The organism is Polyangium sp. 15x6, from assembly GCF_029960785.1.
Taxonomy (GTDB): Bacteria; Myxococcota_A; Polyangia; order Polyangiales; family Polyangiaceae; genus Polyangium.
The window spans coordinates 88,032-110,137 of the sequence record NZ_JASBQE010000037.1; the positions used below are offsets into that span (position 1 = coordinate 88,032).

Sequence of the window (22,106 nt, forward strand, 5' to 3'; positions counted from 1 at the left end):
GGTCTATCGCTTCCTCTCGGGGGACGTGGGGGCGAAGGGAGGATCGGCGCTCGGGGCGCCCGCGGCGAGCACGGGATCCTCGTCGAGCGAGAGCACGGTCCGCGGGCCCCTGTCGGCCCCGCGGAAAAGGAACGGCGCGAGCGCGAGGGCCACCGAGGGCCGCGGCGCGAGATCGGCGAGCCCGGCGGGTTCGGCCGCGCGGGATGTTCGACCCTTCGGCGGCGCATGCTCCGGGCCCGTACGATCGAGCGCGGGGTGGCGCGGGCGGGCGCCGATGGCGGCGCGCAAGCGGCGCAGCGGGTGCAGGGTGAGCTCTTCCCAGGCGGCGCGGATGCCCGCGCGCTCGGCCTCGCCCGCGTCCTCGGCGAGCTCGCGGAAGCGCTCCGTGATGGCGCGCGGGCCCTCTCTCGGATCGAGGTCGAACCGCTCGAAGGGGTTTTCGGGGTTATCACTCATGACGAGATCCCGAGGAGTTTCCTGGCCTCGCCGAGGCGCCTTTTGGCCTCCGGGAGCCGCGTGGCCGCGGGGTAGAGCTGCTCGGCGCGGTCGATGAGGCCCGCGGCCCGGTCGTGATCCTGGCGCGTCGGCGCGCGCGCGCCCGGCAGGAGCCGGAGCGCCTGATCGCAGAGGGTGTTCGCCTTCATGAGCCGCGCGTTCCTGTGCGTCGGGCAGATCGTGATGGCCCGATCGAGGAGCTCGAGCGTCTCGCGCTCGGTGCGCACGACGTCCGAGCGGAAGACGAGCATCTGGGCCGCGCGGGCGGCGTAGGCGAGCTTCGACGGGTCGTTCTCGATGCGGCGCGCGAGCGCGTCGACGAGGGGCTCGAGCGGGGCGATGACGATCCGGAGATCGTCCCAGCGGCTCGCGCGGTAGTGGGCCCAGGCGAGCGGCGTGGCCTGCTCGATCGCGGCGTGCTCGACGCTCTCGTCCGCGCCGGACCAGCGCCAGACGGCGACGAACCTCCCGAGCAGCGCCGCGCCCTCCGCGGTGCTCGGCTCGCCCTGCGCGGTCGCCTCGGCGAACGCCGCGAGCACCGGCGCGAGCGCCTCCTCGACGGCGACCGCCACGAGCGACGTGGCCCGCCGCGCCGCCCGCTCCGCGAGGGCCTCCGAAGCACGCGCGATCCGCGCGGCTTCGGGGACGCGGCCGAGCGCGGCGAGCGCCCGTTGCGCGTCGGCCGTGAGGTCGCGTGCACCCGTGCGCGCCCGCTCGCCAAGGTCCTCGATGCACCAGAGGGGCGCGTCGGCGAGGGCGCGATCGAGGTCCTGCCGCGGGAGCGCGCTGCCGGTCACGGCCTCGCCGAGGTCGCGGAGGTACGTCTCCTCGCGGCCGAGGGCGAGCCAGGCGGTGATCGATCGGACGAACGCGTCGGTGGAGCTCGCCGCGCGGTCGGCGAGGGAGGCGTGGTGGAGGGCGAGGTGGTGGAGCAGCTCCGGGGGCGGGTCGATCTGCCGCGCGGGCTCGAGGTGCTCGCGGAGGGCGTCGAGCTTGCCGGTGCGCGCGGCCTCGATGGCGTCGTTTCCGCCGGGGAGGCGCCGGAGGGCAGCGCAGAGGCCGGCGCCGCGGGCGGGGGGGCGGGCGTCGCTTCCGGCCTGCTCACGGAAGAGGCGCTCGAAGACGATCTCGTCCGTGAGCCGCGCGAGCAGCGCCTCGTCCTCGTCTCGCCACACGGGAGGCATCATCCGCGGGAGGGGCTCGTGCGGTCAAGACGGGCGGGAGCGGAGGCGGCGCTCGTGCGCCCTGCGGAAACGATGGGGCGTCAGGCATGCCGCGCGCATTCGTCTCCCGGCATGCAGATCATCGCGCGAATCGTCACCGCGGGAGGGATCCTCCTGCTCACGGGTGGCTGCTCTCCGGCCGAGGACACGTACCTCGCGAGAAGCGCGGAGACCACGCGCGCGGGAGATGTCGCCTGGGCCCGCGTTTTCCCGGTCGGAGAGGATCCTCCCATGGTGAATGGGGAGGAAGTCCACCCTGCCGTCACCGGACTCGCGTTGGGCCCCGACGGTGACATCTGGATCGCCGGGACGTTCGCGGGATCGATGGATCTCGGCGCGGGGACGATTTCCGCCGAGCAGCGGAAGGCGGCCTTCGTCGCGAGGCTCGATCCCAGCGGCCGAACGCGCTGGAGCACACCGATCCACAGCGTGAAATCCATGAGCGAGGGAGTCGCGGTCGACCAGGCGGGAAACGTCTTCGTCAGCGGCGTGCTGGACACGAACGATGAAGGCCATTTCCTGGAGAAGCTCGCCCCCGGTGGAACCGTGCTCTGGCGCCGCCCGCTCCCTTTCCAGACCGATGATGCCGTGGTCAGCGTGGATGTCATCACCCCCGACGGCGCGGGCGGCGCCGTGATCGTGGGCTGGTTCGATGGTCATCTCCGCGTCGGCGGCATGGAGCTCATCCGTGGTGTGTCGAGCTTCGCTGTGGGCCTCGGCGCCGAGGGGGAGGCCCGTTGGACGCAGAAATTCGGCCAGTCGAGCGACGACGGCCCGGTCCGCGCGGTCACGGGCAGCGAGGGATCCGTGATCGTCGTGGAGGACAACGCCCAGGGGAGCCGGGCGCCGCTCACGAAGCTCGACCGGAGCGGCGGCGTGATGTGGCGGAAGCTCTTCCGGCGCTGGTCCCCTCCCGCGTCCGAGCGCGGCGATGTGGACGCGTACACCATCGCCGTGGACGCGGACGACAACGTCCTGTTCGCGGGAGCCGGCCCCGCCGACCTCGGCAACGATCCGGTCATGAACCCGTTCGGAGGACCCTGGATCGTCAAGCTCACGCCCCAGGGCGAGCTGATCTGGCGCAAGGACCGGGACGCGTCGCTCCTCGGCGCCGACGCGGCCGGCGACGTGCGGCTCGTGAGCCGGACCGAGCACGGGTTCTCCGCAGCGCGGCTCAATGTTTACGGAGACCCGGTGTGGACACGTCCCTTCCCGAACGGCGGACGGCCCGTGGGCATGGTGGTCGAGCGCGCGGGCCGGATGATCGTCGCCGGCACCTTCCACGGCACGATCGATCTCGGGGGCGGCGCGATCACGAGCGGCGAGCGCGACGCGATCTTCGTCGCCGCGCTCGCGCCGTGACCGCCTACCAGGCGAGCTTCGTGACGTAGCTGCCGGAATCCGCGAAGAGGCCGGGGCCATAGGCTGTGCGGCCCTCGCCCTGGGCGAGGAGCAGGACGTTGCCCGCCCGGTCGATGGCGACCTCCTCGCCGCTCTGATCCGCGGGATCGCCGAAGGCGCAGCTCCGGAGGTGACGGCCTTCCGGATCGAGCTTGGCAAGGAAGATGTCGTCCTCGCCGACGTGCCGCAGCGGCGTGCCGCCGACATCGACGTCGCTGCGCATGAAGCCGGTCAATACGATGTTTCCCGCCGCGTCGACGGCGAGGTCGCGGATGCCGCCTCGCTCCGCGCTGGGGAGGCGTTTGCTCCAGATGTCGCCGCCGCCGGGGTCGAGCTTCAGCACGGCCATGACGCGCTCGGGCGCGGGCGGCGCGTTCGGTCCGACGTAAAACACGCTCGACCCATTGGCGCCGACGATGACGTGATCCGAGGCGTCGACGGCGATGGCCTCGCCGGTCGCGTCGTGGAAGCGACGGACCCAGCGCGGGACGCCGTCCGGGCCGAGCCGCGCGACGAACATGTCGAAGTCCGCCTCGCCCGCGAGGGGACCGCCGCCGAAATCGATGGTTCGGCTGGCGAATCCGGTCAACAGGATGTCATCACCCCGGCCCATCGCGATGCCGTAAGCCCGATCGGTCTCGGCGCCGCCGAACCGCTTCTCCCAGAGGAGATCGCCGGTCGGGGCGAACTTCGCGAGGAAGATGTCCTCTCGCAGACCGGGAGCCGAAAGCCGCGGCTCACTCGTGAACGAGAAATCGCGCTCGAACGAGCCAGTGACGACGACGTTGCCAGCCGTATCGGCGGCGATCCCGTGGAGGTAGTGCCGCTCGCTCCCAACGGCGCGCCGGCTCCAGAGGGCATGCCCATCCGGATCGAGCTTGGCCACGAACGCGACGCCGAGCGCGCGCAAGGGATTGTCGAGCACCCCAGCGCCGAAGTCGATGGTGTCGCGAAAGCCTCCGGTGATCAGGACGTTGTCCGCCCCGTCGATCGCGACCGCCGAGGCGTATGCGCTCGATGACTCGAAGCGCTTCGACCAGAGGACCCTGCCCGTGGGGTCGAGCTTCGCGACGGTGACGGCGCCCTGGATCTGGCCGGCGACGATCGCGTTCCCCGCGCTGTCGGTCGCGAGCGCGCCGCCGTCCACGCGCGTGCTCCAGAGCGCGTCGCAGGACGGCGGCGGCGTGAAGCACACCTCGAGGCGCGGCTTTCGCTTCGTCTCCGGGTATTCGGTGCTGCAGAGCTCCGTGAGCCCGGAATCACGCGCCACGAGCATCACGCCGTGGTTCGGGGCCGCTCCGCCGATCCATGTGCGCACGAGCGGCGTGACATCGAAGGCGACGTCGCCGCCGCCGGCAGGCCCGCGCGCCGCGAAGGACGCCTCCACGGACGAATCGAACGCCCCCGCGGATCGAGACCACGTGGCGAAGTGCTCGTCCCACGGCGCGGTGATCCGATGCACGTCGATCGTCATCGAGCCCGTGTCCGACGGCTCGCCGAGCGTGACGGTGGCGGATTGGATCTCGGCGCGCGGCGGTATCTCGCCGAGGTCGAACCGGAGCAGCGCCCGCGACTCCACCGGGCCCGCCTTTCCCACGTAGAGTCGTGGATCTTGCCCGAAATTCCGATCCGCGAGCGCTCCGAAGCTCACCACGGACGCGTCCGTGACCGCTTCCAGCGCGCCGCGCTGGATCGTGACGCACGACCGTGCATCCGCGGTCGCCGCGGGGCTCGATGCGGAGAGCGCCGCGAGGGCGGGTATGAACAGCGCCAAACGATGAAATGCCACCCTCTCCTCCGTTGTCGTCGCCGTGCCGGGACCGGCCATGCCGAGGCCGCTGTGCGCCCCGTGCTCGGCCACGCCCCGTCCACGACACCCGTGGAGAGCACAGCAAGAGCCGATCCGGATCGGTCTCGACAGCGCACGAATTCCAGTCCAGCGTGCACTGGCCAGGCAATGCCGCGCCCCCGCACGAGAGGAGCGGGGCGTCGATGGGCCCCGGATCGTACGGCGTGTCCGCGACGAGGTCCCCGTTGAGCCTCCTCGGGGTTCGAGCAATCGTCGGGCAGTGGCTGCGGCGGGGAATCGGGCGGAGCGCCGGATCCGCGCAAGGAGAAGAAGAGCGCGTCGGATCACGATGCCGGCAGTGTCACCGGAGAGGGGTGAACCTCATCTCGACGCGCCGAGCGTTTCCCGCATCCGCACGGCGACTCCGAGCCCCGAGGCGAACGTCAAGGCAGCCACGAGCCCCATGGCGACGGGGAGGCCGAGAGCATCGGCCGTGACACCCGCAATCACCGCGCCGATGGCGTATCCCAGGTCGCGCCAGAGTCGATACACCCCGACCGACGACGCGCGCCAGGAGGGATGCGCCACGTCGCCGATCGCCGCGAGCAGGGTCGGATAGACCATCGCCGTGCCGACGCCGAGCAGCGCGGCGCCCGCGGCGAAACCGGCGAACCCCGCCGCGACGATCACCACGACGATTCCCACGGCCTGCACCCACATGCCGCTCGCGATGAGCCATTTGCGCCCGACGCGGTCCGACAGCGCGCCCGTGACGAGTTGCGCGAGCCCCCACGTCGCAGGGTAGATCGCCGCGAGCACGCCGATCTGCTCGAGGCTCATGCCTGCCGCCGCGAAAAAGAGCGGGAACAGGCCCCAGGCCATGCCGTCGTTGAGGTTGTTCACGAGCCCGGCCTGGGTCACGCTGAAGAGGTTCCGATCGAGCAAGGTCGTGCGCCAGAAGATCTCGCGCTGGGTGGGCGCGCCGCGGGTGGACGGCTCGCCGTGCAGGCGCGATTCGTGCGCGGCGTGGTGCTTGGTTTCACGCACCGCGAGCGCAGAGAGGCCGAGTCCCAGCGCGACGAACCCAATGCCGAGGTAAAACGGCTCGGGGCGCAGCCCATATCGCGCCGCGATCCAGCCGGTCGCGAGCGCGCTCCCGGCGACGGCGAAGTAGCCGGCGAACTCGTTGAATCCCATCGCGAGGCCGCGATTCTTCGGGCCGGCGAGGTCGATCTTCATGATGACGGTCGTCGACCACGTGAGGCCCTGGCTCACGCCGAGCAGCACGTTCGCGAAGAGCACCCACGCAAAGCTCGGCGCCCACATGAGCAGGAACGGCACGGGCGCCGCGATGAGCCAGCCGCCCAGGAGCACCTGCTTGCGGCCGAAGCGGTCGGAGAGCCTCCCGGCGAGGTAGTTCGTGAACGCCTTCGTCACGCCGAAGACCACGATGAACGAGAGCACGGCCGCCCGCGCGGCGAGGCGGAACTCCTGCTCGGCGATGGCGGGCAGGATGCTCCTCTCCATCCCGATCATCGCCCCGACGAACGCATTGACGACCACGAGGAGCGAGAACTGCCCGAGGTTTTCGCGCAATCCGAGGCGCGTGGGGCCGGCGTGCTCTGCGGGGCCGGCGATCACCATCGGGCCCCGGCCTGACGTCCCTGGTTGTAACGCAGGATCTCCTGCATCTCGGTCGGCTTCGGCGGGACGTTCGCGAGGGTCTCGATGAACGCCTCGCGCGTCATCGTGAGCATGGCATTCCAGCGCTTCTCGAAGGCCATCGTGCTCGAAGGCTTCCCGCTCATGCCCGCGCCGCAGGCAGAGCCCGCGAAATGCGCCGGATACACCTCGACGTCGTCCGGAAGGGGCAGCAGCTTCGCGTGGATGCTGTCGAAGAGCTGCCCCGCATTCTCCTGCGCGCGCCCAGGCAGATCCGGCCGGCCCACCGCGCCGACGAACAACGTATCCCCTGTCAGGACGAACCACGGCTCGGGGCCGCGTCGCAGATCGGAAACGAGCAAGCAAACGCTCTCCAGCGTGTGCCCCGGCGTGTGAAGCACTTTTACGCGCGTGTTGCCGAGCTCGACCTCCTGCCCGTCTTGGAGCGGCTCGAAGGGCAGCGCGACGTCTGCGGACTCGTGGAGGCAATAGGCGGCCGATGTTCGTCGCGCGAGCTCGGGACCGCCGGAGCGATGATCGGCGTGGACGTGTGTGTCGAACACGTGCGTGATGCGCATCCCCTTCGAGGCCGCGAACGCGATGTACACATCGATGTCGCGCTCCTGCGCATCGACGACGGCGCACTTTCCAAGTCCTCCGCAGCCGAACAGATACGCGGCACACCCGATCTCGAAGGAATAATAAGGCTTGAAGATCATGCCTGCGTTTCTTTCTGGGTTTCGACGCGGTAGCCGCGGGCGCGCCAATCGAGGACGCCGAATTCCATGCGCTGTGCCCGGAAGCCCTTCTTGCGTAGAAGCTCGACGGCCTCGACCGCCCAGATGCAATAGGGGCCCCGGCAATACGCGACGATCTCCCTGTTCTTCGGCAGCTTGGCGAGGCGCTTCGCGAGCTCGGGCAGAGGGACGGAGATCGCCCCGGGGATGTGGCCTGCGCGGTACTCCTCGAGCGGCCGCACATCGAGGACCGTGACCTCACGAGCCCGCACGCGGCGCAGGAGCTCCTCGCCGCACACCGGCTCCGGGGCGCCGTGTCGTTCGAGGTGCTGCCGCGTGATCCGCTCGAGCTCGACGAGGCGCGTCTCGGCGACGGTGCGGAGCGCGTGGAAGTAGAGCCCCACCTGCGCGTCGGCGACGCGGTACTCGACGTAAAGCCCCTGCTTCTCGGCCGTGACGAGCCGGGCCTCCCGGAGCACCTTGAGGTGCTGGGAGGCGTTCGCGACGCTGATGCCCGAGAGCTCGGCGAGCGTCTCGACCGTACGCGGCGCCTGGCAGAGCAGGTCGAGCAGCTCGATGCGCTTGGGGGCAGCCATGGCCTTCCCGACGCGGGCGAGTTGCTCGTAGACGGAGTCCTTGAACTGCCGATGCGTGATCGTGGATGCTTCAGTGTTCAATGAACCACTTGAATACTCGACGAGCTGGCGTCCGCGCAAGTGCGAACGGGGCAGCGCTCATCCTTCGATTTGTAAGCCCAGCTCAAACGCCCGCCCGTTCCCCCTCACGCCGATCGCCGACGGCATCCCCTCCACGAGCGACCGGGAGTCGCACGACGACCCGGCTCCCCTTCGTTCGCGCGGCATCGATGAGCACGTCGCCGCCATGGGCTCGCGCGATCTGACGCGCAATGGGCAAACCGAGCCCGGCGCCCGGCATGTCGCCTGCCCGCTCGCGCACGCCCCGGTAGAAGGGCTCGAACACCCGCTCGCGTTCGGCCTCGGGTATCCCGGGCCCCTCGTCGCTCACCGCGGCCTCGATCACGTCGCCGCGCTGCTCGACGACGACATCGACGCAGCCCCCCGTGGGCGAATGACGTACGGCATTCTCGATGAGATTCCGAAGGAGCCGCTCCAGGTTCCGCGAATGCCCCACCAGGAGGAGCCGAGCGTCGCCCCGGATATCGATACGCGTATCCCGCTCGCGGGCCTCCCAGGCGACCGCCTCGGCCGCAGCGCGAGCTCGGTCGAGGACATCCACCGGCTCCGAAGGTTCGCCCACGTCCGCGCCGAGGCGCGCGAGGGCCAGCAAGTCGTCGGTCATGAGCTTGAGCCGGCGGGCGGCTTCGAGCGCCTCCTCGATCGCCTGCCGATAGGTGTCCGCGTCGCGCGGCTTGCGCAGGGCGTGCGAGAGCTCGCCGTAGAGCGTGGTGAGCGGCGAGCGCATCTCGTGGGCGGCCTGCGCGATGAACCGATGCTGCGAGGCGACGAGCACGTCGAGGCGCTCGATCATCTCGTTGATGTCCTTGCCGAGCTGGGCGATCTCCGCGTCCCCCGTACGCGTCGCGACGCGGGCGGAGAGATCACCGGCCGCCACCCGCCGCGCGACGAGCGTGATCGCCTCGTGCTCACGCGTCAGCCGGCGGACGATCCACGTCGCGAGGAGCACGGACCAGCCGACGGCGACGAAGAACACGGTGAGCATCGCGCGGGCGAGAAAGGACGCATCGCCGTCCAGATCGGTGCGGGGCGCCGCGAGCAGGAGGCGCGTGCCCGGGTGGGCCGGGATCGGGCTGAGCACGCCGCGCAGGTGCTCGCCGCGGAACCACAGATCGAAGCACTCGTTCGAGCCTGGTCCCAGCGTCTCGATCGGCGGAGGCGAGCCGTTGAACGTCGGCGTCGCGGCGACGACATGGCCATCGGCCGCGAAGATCGCCGCGTACTTCGTCAGCGGTCCGACGTCGTTCGCCGCGGGCCCGGGGCGGTCGCTGATGGCGAGCTCGTCGCCGCCGAGCGCGGACGCCTCGCGCGCCTCCTCCGCGGCTTCGGCGCGCAGCGCCTCGTCGAGCTGGCGCTGCTGGGATCCGTTGACCGCGATGGAGATGGCCATGAGCGCCCCGCCGAGCGTCGCCATCGTCATCACCGAGACTGCGCCGACGAAGCGCCTCCGGAAGCTCACGGCGCCCGCTCCGCGCGGAGCCGGTAGCCGACGCCGCGCACGGTCTCGATCATCCAGGCATGAGCGCCGAGCTTGTCGCGGAGGCGGCTCACGTGGACCTCGACGAGGTTCGTTCCGGGGTCGAACTTCATCTCCCAGACGTGCGCGAGGAGCTCCGACTTCGGCACCACGCGATCGACGCGGTGGGCGAGGTGCAGGAGGAGCGTGTACTCGCGGCCGGTGAGGTCGAGCGCGGACCCGCGGAGGAGCGCGCGGCGGTTCATGCGATCCATCTCCAGGTCCCCGCAGTGGAGCCGAGAGAACGCCGACGAGCGACGCACGAGCGCCCGGATGCGCGCGAGGAGCTCTTCGATCTCGAAGGGCTTCACGAGGTAGTCGTCCGCGCCCGTCTCGAGCCCGAGCACGCGCTCGCGCAGCTCGCCGCGCGCGGTGAGCATGAGGATCGGCGTGACGAAGCCCGCGCGGCGGAGCGTGCGGCAGACGGAGAGGCCGTCGAGGTCCGGTAGCATCCAGTCGAGGACGATGAGGTCGTACATCCCCGTCTGGGCCTGCTGTGTGGCATCTGCGCCGTTCCCGCAGATGTCGGTGACGTAGCCTTCTTCCGTGAGGACCCGGGCGACGAACTTCGCGACCCGCGCATCATCCTCGACGATCAGCACCTTCATCCCGCCCGAAGGACTAGCAGAACATGCGGAGCGGGAACATTACGAGTTTTTAATCTGGCTTGTAAGGACCCGCGGGCCCCCGGTGACTACGGTCCAGCGCGATGTCGCCCCATCCCGCCCACCCCGGAGAGCCTTCCGTCGCTCGGTCACCCGCACATTGGTACCGGGTGTCCCCGAGCATTCGGGTCTTGCGCTTCATGACGATTTTCGTTTCCTTGCTCATTCATGCCGTGGCCTGCAAGCCGGGCGTGAAGCCGGAGCCGAGCGCAACCGCGGAGGCCGGGCTGGCCTTACCCGTCGCTTCGCCCATCGTCGCCGATCGATTCGTCGAGCGCGAGTATGTCGCGGAGATCCGAGCGGTTCGTTACGCGGAAGTGCGATCACGTATCAAGGGCGTCATCGAGGCCGTCGCCGTCGACGAGGGCCAGACCGTGAAGGCGGGCGACATGCTGTTCTCGATCGACGCTCGCGCGCTGAAGAAGGAGGTCCTCGCGGCGAAAGCGGCCGCCGCGACCGCGGAGGCCGAGCTCCGGGGCGGCCAGCTCGAGCGTGAGAACATGCAGCTCCTGATCGACAAGAATGTCGTCTCGAAGGCCGAGATCGCGCTCGTCGACGCGAAGATCCAGACGCTGAAGGCGAAGGTCGAGGAGGCGCGGGCGGGCGCCGGGCGGGTCGCTGTCGAGCTCGGCTATGCGACGATCAAAGCGCCCTTCGACGGTGTCGTGAACCGCATCCCGCGCAAGGTCGGCAGCGCCGTCGCTGAAGACGAGCTCCTCACGACGATCGCCGACACGAGCGACGTGTACGCCTACTTCCGCGTCTCCGAGCGGGAGTATCTCGAATATTCGGGCGCGTCGGCCGAGCGCCCGAAGGAGGTCACGCTCGAGCTCGCCGACGGCAGCACATTTCCGGTCACGGGCGTCATCGACGCCATCGAGAGCGAGTTCGACAAGGAGACGGGGAACATCGCGTTTCGCGCGAAATTCTCCAACGCCGCCGGCACGCTCAAGCACGGCAGCAGCGGCAAGGTCGTCCTCGAGACGGAGATGCGGGGCGTCCTGCTCGTGCCGCAAAAGTCGACCTTCGAAGTGCAGGGGGAGATCTTCGTGTACGCGCTCGACGCGGACAACACGGCGAGGGCCCGGAGGCTCGTCCCCAAGGCGAGGCTGAACGACGCGTTCGTCGTCGAATACGGCCTCCAGAAGGAGGATCGGTTCGTCCTCGAGGGGGTCCAGAAAATCAAGGAGGGCAGCCGCATCCACGTGCGCCCCGCCATTTCCTCCACCGCACGGTGACTCGCGCATGCTGACGAAATTCGTCCGTCGCCCCGTCTTGTCGGCGGTCATCTCGACCATCCTCGTGCTCCTCGGGTTGCTCTCGCTCCGGCGCATGCCGATGGCGCTGTTTCCGAGCGTCGCGCCGCCGGAGGTCAACGTCACCGTCGAATACACGGGCGCGAACGCCGAGACCGTCACGAAGGCCGCGATCGTCCCGCTCGAGCGCGCGATCAATGGCGTGCCGGGGATGAAGTACATGAGCAGCGACGCCGGCAACGACGGCGTCGGCGTCGTGCAAATCCTCTTCGAGACGGGCACCGATCCGGACGTCGCGGCGATCAACGTGCAGAACCGCGTGAATGCCGTGATGGGCGAGCTGCCCGCGGAGGTCATCCGCAACGGCGTGAAGATCGCCAAGGAAGAGAACGCGATGCTCATGTACTTGAGCATCCACAGCCAAAACCCCGACCACGACGAAAAGTTCCTCTACAACTTCGCCGACATCAACGTCCTCGCGGAGCTCAAGCGCATCAATGGCGTCGGGTACGCCGACATCCTCGGCGCCAAAGAGTACGCGATGCGGGTATGGCTCAAGCCCGACAAGATGGCGACGTACGGTGTGTCGAGCGACGATGTGCTCGGCGCGCTCGAGGCGTACAACGTCGAAGCGGCCCCCGGCAAGATCGGCGAAAACAGCGACAAGGGGACGACACCACTCCAGTACACGCTCAAGTACACCGGCAAGTTCAACACGGTCGAGGCGTACGAGGCGATTCCCATCCGCGCGATGGCGGACGGTCGAGTCCTCAAGATCAAGGACGTCGCCGATGTCGAATTCGGGACGACCTATTTCGACGTCGAGGCGAAGTTCAACGGGAGGCCCGCCGCATCCATCATGCTGAAGCAGCTCCCCGGGTCGAACGCCCGTGAGGTCATCGAGGCCGTGAAGCAGCGCCTCGCCTCGATCAAAGAGGAGTCCTTCCTCCCCGGGATGGACTACGCGTTCAGCTTCGACGTGAGCCGCTTCCTCGACGCGTCGGTCCGCGAGGTCGTGAAGACGCTCGTCGAGGCCTTCCTCCTCGTCGCGCTCGTGGTGTTCTTGTTCCTGCAGGACGTTCGCTCGACGCTGATCCCGGTCATCGCCGTGCCGGTCTCGCTCGTCGGCACTTTCGTCTTCATCCAGTTCCTGGGCTTCTCGCTGAACCTGATCACCCTGTTCGCCCTCGTGCTGGCGATCGGCATCGTCGTCGACGACGCGATCGTGGTCGTCGAGGCCGTCCACCACAAGATGACGCACACCGGGCTCTCCCCTCGCGCCGCGACCGAACAGTCGCTCGGGGAGATCGGCCCGGCGATCATCGCCATCACGCTCGTCATGGGCTCCGTCTTCGTTCCGCTCGGGTTCATCGACGGGCCGGCCGGGATCTTCTATCGACAGTTCGCTTTGACGATGGCCATCGCCATCGCTCTGTCGGGTATGGTCGCGCTGACGCTGACGCCGGCCCTTTGCGCGTGGTTCCTCCGGCCACACGAGGCGCATCCGCGCACGGCGCTCGCTCGGTTCTTCGGGTGGTTCAATGGGGGCTACGCCCGGCTCGAGGGCGGGTACGCGAGGCTCGTGCGCCGCACGGCCGCGCGGCGCGCCGTCACCTTCGTTCTGCTCGGCGGTTTCGCGGTGAGCACGGGGCTCGTCGCGAGGACGGTTCCGCAGGGGTTCATCCCCGAGGAAGACCAGGGCGTGTTTTACGTCAGCATCACGTCGCCGCCGGGCGCCACGCTCGAGCAGACGAAGGAGGTCGTCAATGCCATCGCGGCGGCGGCGCGCGACCTCGAGGGCGTGGAGAGCATCTCGACACTGGCAGGGACGAACGTGCTCTCGGACGGAACCGGGGCCGGATATGGAACCTGTCTCGTGAACCTAAAGCCGTGGAAACAACGGACTCGATCGGTCCAGGAGATCATCCAGGCCCTCGAGCAGCGGGTCGAGCATGTTCATGCCGCGGATCTCGAGTTCTTCCCGCCGCCGTCCGTCCCCGGCTACGGCAACGCGAGCGGGTTCGAGCTGCGCCTGCTCGACAAGACCGGGCGCGGAGACTTCCACGAAATGCAGGGCGTGGTCGACCAGTTCGTCGCCGACCTGGAGAGCCGGCACGAGATCGCGAGCGCCTTCACGATCTTCAACGCGAACTATCCACAATACACGCTCCGCGTCGACGTCGATCGCGCGGCGCAAAAGGGCGTTTCGATCGAACGTGCGCTCGGCACGCTCCAGACCTTGCTCGGCAGCGAATACGCGACGAACTTCATTCGGTTCGGGCAGATGTACAAGGTGATGGTCCAAGCGCTGCCCGAGTACCGCGCGTCCCCAGAGCAACTGCTGCGGCTCCAGGTGCGGAGTGACCGCGGCGAGCTCGTCCCTCTGTCGGCGTTCATGACGATGGAGAAGTCGTACGGCGTCGACCAGACGACGCGCTACAACATGTATCCCTCGGCCGAGCTCAATGGAGATGGCAAGCCCGGCGTGAGCAGCGGCGATGTCATCAAGGCCATCCAGGAGACGGCGCGCGACAAGCTCCCGCGCGGATACGGCATCGACTGGGCGGGCATCTCGCGCGACGAGGTGAACGCCGGCAACCAGGGGCTCCTGGTCGGGCTGATCGCGCTCGCCTTCGTTTATCTCGTCCTCGCGGCGCAGTACGAGAGCTTCCTCCTGCCCGCGTCGGTCGTCCTTTCATTGCCGCCGGGGGTCTTCGGAGCGTTCGGGTTGTTGAAGCTGACGGGCCTCGAAAACAACATCTATACGCACATCGCGCTGGTCGTGCTCATCGGCCTGCTCGGAAAGAACGCGATTCTGATCGTCGAGTTCGCCGAGCTCCGGTGCCGTGAGGGGCTTGGCGCGTTCGACGCAGTGATGGAAGCTGCGCGGCAGCGGCTTCGGCCCATCCTGATGACGTCGCTCGCGTTCATCGTCGGGCTCATCCCGCTCGCCACGGCGACCGGCGCCGGCGCGATCGCGAATCGCACGATCGGCACCGCCACGGTCGGCGGCATGGTGATGGGCACGCTGTGGGGCGTCGTGCTCGTGCCGGGGCTCTACTTGGCGTGCAAGGGGCTCGCCGCAAAACTCTCGCAACCTCGTGCAATCGAGGAAGCGGGGCCGGTTGAAGCAAAAGCCGAAGATGCCGAAGCGGCAGGAGCGGAGACATGAACACCCTACGCAGGAGCATCCTCCTGGCCCTCGCGCTCACGGCGCCCCTCGGGTGCGCCTACACGGAGCCGAAAGTGCCGGAGGTGGAGTTGCCCGCGTCGTTCGACGCGAAGAGCGCCGGCCCATCCGTCGCCGGCATGAAGTGGCAGGACTACTTCGCCGACGAGAAGCTCAACGCGCTGATCGCGACGGCGCTCGAAAGCAATTACGACCTTCGCGTCGCGTTGCAGCGCATCGAGATCGCGCGCGCAAGCATCCGGCAGTCGACGGGCGCCGTGCTGCCGCAGGTCTCCCTCGGCGCCGGCGCGGGTGTCCGCAAGTTCGGCTTGTACACGATGGATGGCGCCGGGAATGCGACCACCGACATCACCCCCGGTCGACGCGTCCCCGTACACTATCCGGACTTCGTCATCGGTTTGCAGGCGAGCTGGGAAATCGACCTCTGGGGCAAGCTGCGGAGCATGCGCAGCTCGGCGCGGGCCCAGTACCTCGCGACCATCGAGGGCACGAACCTCGTCATCACGATCCTGGTATCGGAGGTCGCCCTCGCGTACTTCGAGCTCCTCGCGCTCGATCACCGGACGGACATCCTGGCGCAGACCGTGGCGCGACAGACGCAGTCGCTCGAGATCATGCGCCTCCAAAAAGAAGCGGGACGAGCGAACGAGCTCGGGGTTCAGCAATTCGAGGGCCAGCTCGCGAGCACCGAGGCAATGGTGGCGGCGACGCTCCGGCAGCGGAAGGAGACGGAGAACCAGATCAACCTGCTCCTCGGGCGCGTCCCCCAGCCGATCGTTCGCTCGAAGGACCTCCTGCTCCGCGACGTCGCGGCCGGGATTTCCCTGGGCATTCCATCCGATCTGCTCGAGAATCGCCCCGACATTCGCGAGGCCGAGCTCCAGGTCCAGGCGACCAAGTTCGACGTCGAGGCGGCGCGCAAGGCGTTCTATCCGAGCCTCACGCTCTCCGCCGGTGTCGGTTACCAAGCCTTCGATCCGAGGTTTCTGTTCGTGACGCCCGAGTCGCTCGTCTATTCGGCGGTGGGTGGAATCACCGCGCCTCTCCTGAACCGGAGCGGGCTCGAAGCGCAGCTCGACACCTCGAAGGCGATGCAGGTCCAGGCAATGTACAACTACCAAGGCGTCATTCTTCGGGCCTTCGTCGAGGTGGAAAACGCGCTGGTGGCGGTGGAGCGGACGTCGGAGGTCGTGGCGCAGAAAAAGCGGCAAAAGGTGGCCGTCTCCGGGACGGTGGACACGGCCGACGCCCTCTTCCGCGCTGGCAAGGCGACCTATCTCGACGTGCTCCTCGCGCAGCAAAACACGTTGGAGGCCGAGCTCGAGCTGATCGATGCGCTCCTCGAGCAGCGCTTGGCTGGCATTGGGCTCTACCGAGCCCTCGGCGGTGGCTTGCATCCGTTGACGGCCAAACCCACCCAATGAACACGCCGACCGCTCATCGCTTCAGGAGTTTGCTCCCCACAGCCAAGCCACGAAGGAAGGCACAAGCATGCTCGACCCTCAGGGCGAACTCGTTCTCGTCCGGCATCACTCTCGTCGCGGCGATGATGTCGTCGGTCTTCTGGATCGCGCCTTGGGCGTCGTTCTGGATGCCCCAGGTTTCGAATGCGTCGAAGAATCGCATCAGGAGGTCTTCTCGCTGGTTGTTCATTGCTTGGCGTCTCCGGCGGCCGACAGCAGCACGGGACGCGTCGGCATCGCACTGGACCGTAGCCAGCGGGTTGCCCGCGGTCCTTACAAGAGACATTAAAAATTCGTAATGTTTGCTCTCAGGCCCGGTCGGAGCGCTTGCGCTCGTCCTCGGGCCACGTGGCCCAGCGCTCAGGACAGCGCGGCCGAGCTCCATGCTGCCATCGCTCCGATGACCGTCTCGATCCACGCAGGGCTCCTCTCCATGGCGAGCTCGCCGAAGCCATGGAACCACGCGAGCGTCGCCTCCTCGACGGGCGCCGCATGCACGTTCACCTCGGAGGCTGGCTTCCAGTGGGAGGGGATGACGAGTGCGAGTGCGCCATCTTCCGCAGGACGCACAGCGGTAAGCTCGGCTGCCGACCGGATGCACACCGTCTCGCCGAGGCGATTCATGCTTCTCCTCATGGCGGCATTTCCCCTAGGTCGTTGTCTTCAATTGTGAGATCCATGCACGCGCGTCCGTTTCGGTTGGGAAGAATCGAACCGGGCCCCGAAGCCCCATCCTCAGCAGGCGCGCTGCCCTGAGGAGCATGGACACGAGAACGGCCATGTGAGGATTGGCACCGAACACGGCGGTGGCACATGGGTCCAGGGTCAGCATTCCGCTCACGCCTTGGCGCCGAGCGTGCTCGCTTACTTTGCCGGTTTTCGACAGATCGACGACCAAGTTGATGGGGCCGTGAAGCCGCGCAACAGCCTCCAGCGCGGCATTCATGCGACAAACCGTCTCTGCGTCGAGGTCTCCGATGTACGCTACGAGGCACGTGTTCGGTGGCTCGAAGCGCATGGTGCTCGGACCGACGCAAAGCTGCTCGAGTATTGCTCCCATCGGACTCTGAGGCATGGCTTCGTATCCCTCCGCGACAGACCATCGGTAATCGCCAGGCTCGGGACTGCTTCAACGAGCGATGACCGCTGCGTCCAATCCGTCAGAGTGCAGCGGACGACTCGCGGCGAGCCCGGTCGCGTCCTCCCTCGACAAGTGCTTGCAGCACAAACTGTACGGTATACGGACGGAAGCCGGATGCAATGGCCCGCGTGGGGGAGCCGGCGAAGCGAGTTCCTTGGCTTGCCCGTCGAGATCCAGCAAGGCCATTCGAGCAGCCCAGAATTTGCGCGGATTGCGCCCTGGATAGGCGCACAGCGGGTGTTTCACGGGGTGAAGTCGGCAGGTCCGGGGCAGCGCAAAGCGTATGCCATCGGTGGGTAAACTGCGATTTAGCAGAGCGGGGCAACAAACGCAGTCCACGAAAAGCCATGGTTTCCATGGATGAGCCATTTCTGGCGGCATGCGGCCCACCATGGGTGCCCACGGGCCCGTTCGAGGACCTCGACAGGCGAGGCGGCTTCGGGTGCGGGTAAGCTGATCAACGAGGCTCTGCAAGCGAGGTGCCGGCGTCCAGACGAGCCTCCGCATCGCGGGCTCCGCCTTACCGGCCAAGGCAAGCCGGGCGGCCAGCCTTGCCAGGCGTTCAACGAATGCTGCTGTGCCCAGTGCACGAACGGGACGTGCCAATGGACGGCCCGCAGTCCCACGCGCGGGGCAGCCGCTCGCGCTGCCATTCCACGCGCATGAGCGGCAAGCGACGATGAAGCAGTACCGCTCTCGAGAGAGGGAGCTCATCTCCCTGGCTCTTCTCTTCCCCACTTTTTCTCTGGCATGATGCCCTCCATGGCAGAGACCGCAGCGATCGCCCTCCCCCCGCGAGCGCGCACCTCCCTCGTCGGAGCGCTCATCGGGGCCAGCGGCGCTGCCTGGATCGCCTTCTCGGCCCCGCCCCATGCCTTCGCGCTCGTCCTGCTCCTCGCCATCGCCGTCGTCTGTGGTGCCGTCGCCGCCGCGAAGCTCCCTGCCTGGCGCCCGACCCTCGCCCTTGGCCTCGCGCCCTTGGCCCTTCTCCTCGGGCCCGTCCTTTTCTTGGTCGTTCGCGAACGATTCGACGAAACGAAGCTCGTCGAGGATATCTGCGCTTTCTCGTTTTCTCTCGACCTGCGCGCCGCCCCCTTCCATGCCCTCTTCGGCCTCCTCCCCCTCGCCATCGGCGGCGCCATCACCTTCCCTCTGGCCCGATTCCTCACCCAGCGCGCGCCCTTCCTCGCGCCTCTGCTTCGCGCCGGAAGCCTCGCCGCCCTCGCCGGCACGTTCGCCCTGCTCGCCTGGGCCACGCCACGGATGCTCCGCGACTCCGACCCTGGTCGTTATGTCGAATCCCTCCCGGTCATCGGCGTCGTGCCGCCGGTCGAGGAGGGTTCGCCTTCGCGAATCCACGAGGCGGCAGAAGTGGCCCCTGGTCCGGAATTCTGTATCCTCGAGGAGCATCCGGTCTACACCACGCGCGTCTACGAAGTCCCTCTACCCCAAAACCTCGTCGCGCAACGATACTGCCCGAGCTTTCGCCGTGATTGCTCGCTCCTCATCAACCCAGCCGGTTCCACGTCGGACGACAAGTACTTCCTCCGTCCGCTGATCTTGACCGGCTCGAAGATGTGGGCCTGTGATCCCCGCAGCGTCGACGTCGCCGAAGACGACGCATTCCTCGTCCGCGAGGACGCCCCACGCGGGCTGCTTTTCCTCGATGGCGAGGAACGTTACGCGCTGGATCGCTCGACCCGGACTTTCAAGAGCCTCCACATGAGCGATATCAAGGCTGGGATCATCAGCCCGCCGTACGGTTGGATCGCCACCGCCGCCTCCGGACTGCTCGTCGCGGCCTTCCTCGAACGCCTCCGATTCCGCGCGCGGCGCCGACTCGCGCGTATTGCCACGGCGCCCGCCGGCGTCCTCGGCGAGGACGGCTGGCTCGTCCTCGGCGACGGCGCCTCGCCCCTCCGCGTGGAGCTTCACGCACGCCTTCCTCCCGGCCCGGTGCTCGTCATGTCCCGCGAAGGGGCCACGGCTTGCCAGGGTCCCTATCGAGGCGACGCGCTCCGGAAGACCTCGAGCTCCTCCCCGGCGAGCGCGCCGAAATTCTCGCCCGCGAGCGCTGGGTTTCCCTTTCGCCGATCGACGCGGTCACGCTCGCGATGATGCTCCTTGCCGCGGCGCCGCTCGCGGCTTTCTGGCTCGGGTGACGTGCCGGGAGCGTGGCAGTGGCGCTGGAAAAAACGGGTCCGTCTCGCGCAAAACGGAGCGGTGACGACCCGAAGTGAGGTCCGGGCGGTCGGGATCGGTCATGGGGAGGCCCCAAAGCGAGCTCCCCGCGGTCGGGGTGGTCTTTGGGGAGGCCCCAAAGCGAGGTCCCGACGGCCGGTAGTGGTCAAAGTTGACCAACCCCCCTCTCCGCCATCCGGTGTAGCGCCTTCAAACTTGACCAGTCGGCCTGGGCGCGTAGCGGCCTGGAGCCGGGGTCGGGTTTGGAGGCCTGGGCGACGCACGGCCGTGCGTCGCCCAGCGATCTATCTAACTACTACGGCGACAAGTTCCGAAGATCGCTCACCATGATGAGACGTCGTCCAGACGGGGGTGGGCGAGATGATACACTCCGCGAGGGGGAGATCCGCCGCGCGCGAGGGCCCGGAGAGGCCGGGCCGCCTGGGCTAGGTGGGCTAGGTGGTGCGACGGGGGCCCCGACATTCTGGAGCTGACCATCGATTGCACAGGAACGACTCGCTAAGGCCGTCGGGGGAGCTGCTATGAGCGGAAGCTGAGAGGCGAGGAGAATTGGCGCTTGTGCTGAGCGCGTGATCCGATGAAGTGGATCCCGATAGCCACCGCACGGCATTTCGTCACGTGCGTTCTAGTGAATGATTTTTACCAGATCCGGCACCGATATACCCAGAAGTGCATAGTTGGCGCCAGTATCCGTCGTCATGCCCCAAGCAACGGAAAATGTATTGACGAACGAAGCGCCAACGCCGAAGGCGAGCTGCGCCCCGTCCTGTTTGGGCTTGGACGAGGTGCCGCCATTGGCATCGGCAGACAACGGGAGGATCAAGGACATGTGCGGGAACACCTTGATCATGTCGGCGAGGCGCCGAGCCCCACGGAAATTATAACCAATCATCCACGGCAGTGTGATTGCCACATGGCGACTTTCCGCAGCACTCATGTTGTATGCCCATGAAATTGGTATCGAGGACTTGAACTCTGGGGCCTTGGGATTCAATTCATTCGCTCCCCCCTTCTGGGCGAGCGAGACTATCTCGGATACCACCGGGAAGCTCGTTACGAGCCCGAAGTCCTCCACCACAACGCTGTCTCGTCGTATCTCGAAACGCTCGCCGCCGATATTGTACCAAAGCTTGATGGTGACCTCCTTGTACAGAAAATCACGCAATGACATATCGAGCTTCCAGCCGTCACTGGCATCCGTGAGAGACACAGCGCGATTGACGTGCTTGCCGTCCTTGTCGGTTCCTTCGATGGTCACCGTCAGGTACTTGTGGACTAGCTCATCGCAGGACCTGGCCGTGTGCGCGCAAACGCTCTTTTCCGTGGGGACGAGTCGGATCTCGGATCCTTGGTGAACATTGGTGGAATCGGCGAGCCAGCGCGCCTCGGAGCCATCCACCTCCTTCAGCGCGAACTGTGTCTTGGGCTCTCGTAGCACGCTGAATGGGTGGTCGGCCCAAACGTAGATGTTTTCCGGCTGATCTTCGGCATCAGCCTTCACTTCGATGTTATCGATGTGCTCGTTACTGCGTATGCGATCGACCAGTAGCATGCTCAATTCGTGCTTTTGCCTTGTCCGGTAAGCCTTAGCACGCGCATCGCGGTCGCTCGTGCTTTCGCCTGCGGGCCCAGTGCCGGCGGCCTTCTGCCAGTCGATCAGGGCGCTTATCTTTCCACAAAAGGAGTAGAAAACGGGACTCTTCGTCGTCCCCAGCCCACTCGATAGCAAACCGATGGCGTTGAGCTGATCCCGCGTCGCCTTGCTTGCATCACATTTGTCTGGTGCCCCCGCGTCGGCTGCATTCATCTTGATCTGCGGGCAAATCGACTGCATCGGGTCTTTGATCTCTGTGCCGTCTTTGCGGATCTCTTGCTCCTGTGCGCAGAGGTATGACGCCAAAAATTTAGACCTGACTTCTAATGAGAGATAGTCCACGACGTCATTGCCGGGCAGTTTGCCTGCGGCGATCAGCAGCTTGTCATCAGGGGTCCCCTTTCCCAGTTCGACTCCCTCGATCTTGACTCTCAGTGGTGACGCAGGCCCACCGCAAGAAGGCGACGAGCACTTGAGGGCGTAGGAGAAATTGCGCAGGGTGGACAGGCTAACTTTCGAGATGTCGTCCTTTTTTATGCGAAAATAGAGCCCCACAAGCTTATGACTGAGGCTCGAACGAGGGATCATCTCACCATCAGCTAGAGTGATGGTGATGGCATTACCTCCTGCATTGGGGTGCGGCTCGTAACGTGCATAAACCTCGTAGGGCTCGGCGAGCGCAGGGGCGGGCGAGAGGAGCATGGTGAACGTTGCGGCACACAAGGCGGATGCAAGGACGCGCATGGATTGTAGCTCCTGGTGAGGGCTAATGGTGCCAACTCTACCCAAGGATACATACACTGGCGGTGCCTGTAAACGTGGTTTGATGTGAGTTTTCATGCGTTGCAGGGCCACCCACTAACCCCGCGTGAGTCTCACCCCATCCCCGCACTGCCACCCCCGTCGTGACACCGACGGCTTGCTCCTCCGTATCCGTCCCGCCACCCCCATCCTTCCGCCTCCCCCCTCGGCCATGCATGTATGCCTCGTTGAAGGGAGGCTTGTCATGGCTACGAGGACGACCAAGGCCGAGCGTCGCTGGCGGCGGATCGTGGA

Annotated in this window: 16 protein-coding genes; 5 read left to right on the forward strand and 11 right to left on the reverse strand. The window is 67.1% G+C overall.

The window, feature by feature from the left end; translation table 11 throughout:
- Window positions 1-3: 3 nt before the first annotated feature.
- Together QHF83_RS26110 and QHF83_RS26115 are read right to left on the reverse strand one after the other, a co-directional pair.
- Complete coding sequence (locus tag QHF83_RS26110; protein WP_282420654.1) at window positions 4-456, reverse strand: hypothetical protein; 453 nt, start codon at window positions 454-456, stop codon at window positions 4-6.
- A complete protein-coding gene (locus QHF83_RS26115) occupies window positions 453-1,670 on the reverse strand; it encodes a hypothetical protein (RefSeq protein ID WP_282420655.1) in 1,218 nt (405 codons plus the stop codon). Before QHF83_RS26115 ends, QHF83_RS26110 begins: the two co-directional genes overlap by 4 nt.
- A 63-nt stretch (window positions 1,671-1,733) precedes the next feature.
- Here QHF83_RS26115 and QHF83_RS26120 point away from each other — a divergent pair, with 63 nt between their 5' ends.
- Window positions 1,734-3,080, forward strand: a complete 1,347-nt coding sequence (locus tag QHF83_RS26120; RefSeq protein WP_282420656.1) for a hypothetical protein — start codon at window positions 1,734-1,736, stop codon at window positions 3,078-3,080.
- Between the two features lie 4 nt (window positions 3,081-3,084).
- Here QHF83_RS26120 and QHF83_RS26125 read toward each other — a convergent pair whose 3' ends face one another.
- The 6 genes from QHF83_RS26125 to QHF83_RS26150 form a co-directional block, all read right to left on the reverse strand.
- Complete coding sequence (locus QHF83_RS26125; protein WP_282420657.1) at window positions 3,085-4,908, reverse strand: DNRLRE domain-containing protein; 1,824 nt, start codon at window positions 4,906-4,908, stop codon at window positions 3,085-3,087.
- 381 nt (window positions 4,909-5,289) lie between these two features.
- Window positions 5,290-6,552: an MFS transporter gene (locus QHF83_RS26130; protein ID WP_282420658.1), complete on the reverse strand. Its 1,263-nt coding sequence runs from the start codon at window positions 6,550-6,552 to the stop codon at window positions 5,290-5,292.
- On the reverse strand, window positions 6,546-7,289 hold the full coding sequence (locus QHF83_RS26135) for an MBL fold metallo-hydrolase (protein WP_282420659.1): 744 nt from the start codon (window positions 7,287-7,289) through the stop codon (window positions 6,546-6,548). Before QHF83_RS26135 ends, QHF83_RS26130 begins: the two co-directional genes overlap by 7 nt.
- Window positions 7,286-7,984 carry a metalloregulator ArsR/SmtB family transcription factor gene (locus QHF83_RS26140; RefSeq protein WP_282420660.1) on the reverse strand — a complete coding sequence of 233 codons (699 nt, stop codon included), beginning with the start codon at window positions 7,982-7,984 and terminating at the stop codon, window positions 7,286-7,288. Before QHF83_RS26140 ends, QHF83_RS26135 begins: the two co-directional genes overlap by 4 nt.
- 82 nt (window positions 7,985-8,066) lie before the next feature.
- Entirely contained in the window at window positions 8,067-9,482 is a 1,416-nt protein-coding gene (locus tag QHF83_RS26145) for an ATP-binding protein (RefSeq protein WP_282420661.1), read from the reverse strand.
- A complete protein-coding gene (locus QHF83_RS26150; protein ID WP_282420662.1) occupies window positions 9,479-10,147 on the reverse strand; it encodes a response regulator transcription factor in 669 nt (222 codons plus the stop codon). Before QHF83_RS26150 ends, QHF83_RS26145 begins: the two co-directional genes overlap by 4 nt.
- Window positions 10,148-10,344: 197 nt before the next feature.
- Here QHF83_RS26150 and QHF83_RS26155 point away from each other — a divergent pair, with 197 nt between their 5' ends.
- Genes QHF83_RS26155 through QHF83_RS26165 form a run of 3 tightly spaced genes read left to right on the forward strand, consistent with a single transcriptional unit; the run spans window position 10,345 to window position 16,074 of the window.
- On the forward strand, window positions 10,345-11,442 hold the full coding sequence (locus QHF83_RS26155; protein WP_282420663.1) for an efflux RND transporter periplasmic adaptor subunit: 1,098 nt from the start codon (window positions 10,345-10,347) through the stop codon (window positions 11,440-11,442).
- Between the two features lie 7 nt (window positions 11,443-11,449).
- Window positions 11,450-14,632, forward strand: coding sequence for an efflux RND transporter permease subunit (locus QHF83_RS26160; protein ID WP_282420664.1), 3,183 nt, complete (start codon window positions 11,450-11,452; stop codon window positions 14,630-14,632).
- Window positions 14,629-16,074 carry a TolC family protein gene (locus QHF83_RS26165; RefSeq protein WP_282420665.1) on the forward strand — a complete coding sequence of 482 codons (1,446 nt, stop codon included), beginning with the start codon at window positions 14,629-14,631 and terminating at the stop codon, window positions 16,072-16,074. Before QHF83_RS26160 ends, QHF83_RS26165 begins: the two co-directional genes overlap by 4 nt.
- 13 nt (window positions 16,075-16,087) lie before the next feature.
- Here the strand turns inward: QHF83_RS26165 and QHF83_RS26170 are convergent, their stop codons facing one another.
- Complete coding sequence (locus QHF83_RS26170; RefSeq protein WP_282420666.1) at window positions 16,088-16,276, reverse strand: hypothetical protein; 189 nt, start codon at window positions 16,274-16,276, stop codon at window positions 16,088-16,090.
- Window positions 16,277-16,473: 197 nt separating this feature from the next.
- The gene (locus QHF83_RS26175) at window positions 16,474-16,737 is read right to left on the reverse strand and encodes a hypothetical protein (RefSeq protein ID WP_282420667.1); all 264 of its coding nucleotides are present in this window, start codon (window positions 16,735-16,737) and stop codon (window positions 16,474-16,476) included.
- Window positions 16,738-18,016: 1,279 nt separating this feature from the next.
- Between QHF83_RS26175 and QHF83_RS26180 the strand changes: the two genes are divergently transcribed.
- On the forward strand, window positions 18,017-19,372 hold the full coding sequence (locus tag QHF83_RS26180) for a hypothetical protein (protein ID WP_282420668.1): 1,356 nt from the start codon (window positions 18,017-18,019) through the stop codon (window positions 19,370-19,372).
- Between the two features lie 709 nt (window positions 19,373-20,081).
- Here QHF83_RS26180 and QHF83_RS26185 read toward each other — a convergent pair.
- Window positions 20,082-21,794, reverse strand: a complete 1,713-nt coding sequence (locus tag QHF83_RS26185; protein ID WP_282420669.1) for a hypothetical protein — start codon at window positions 21,792-21,794, stop codon at window positions 20,082-20,084.
- Window positions 21,795-22,106 lie beyond the last annotated feature (312 nt).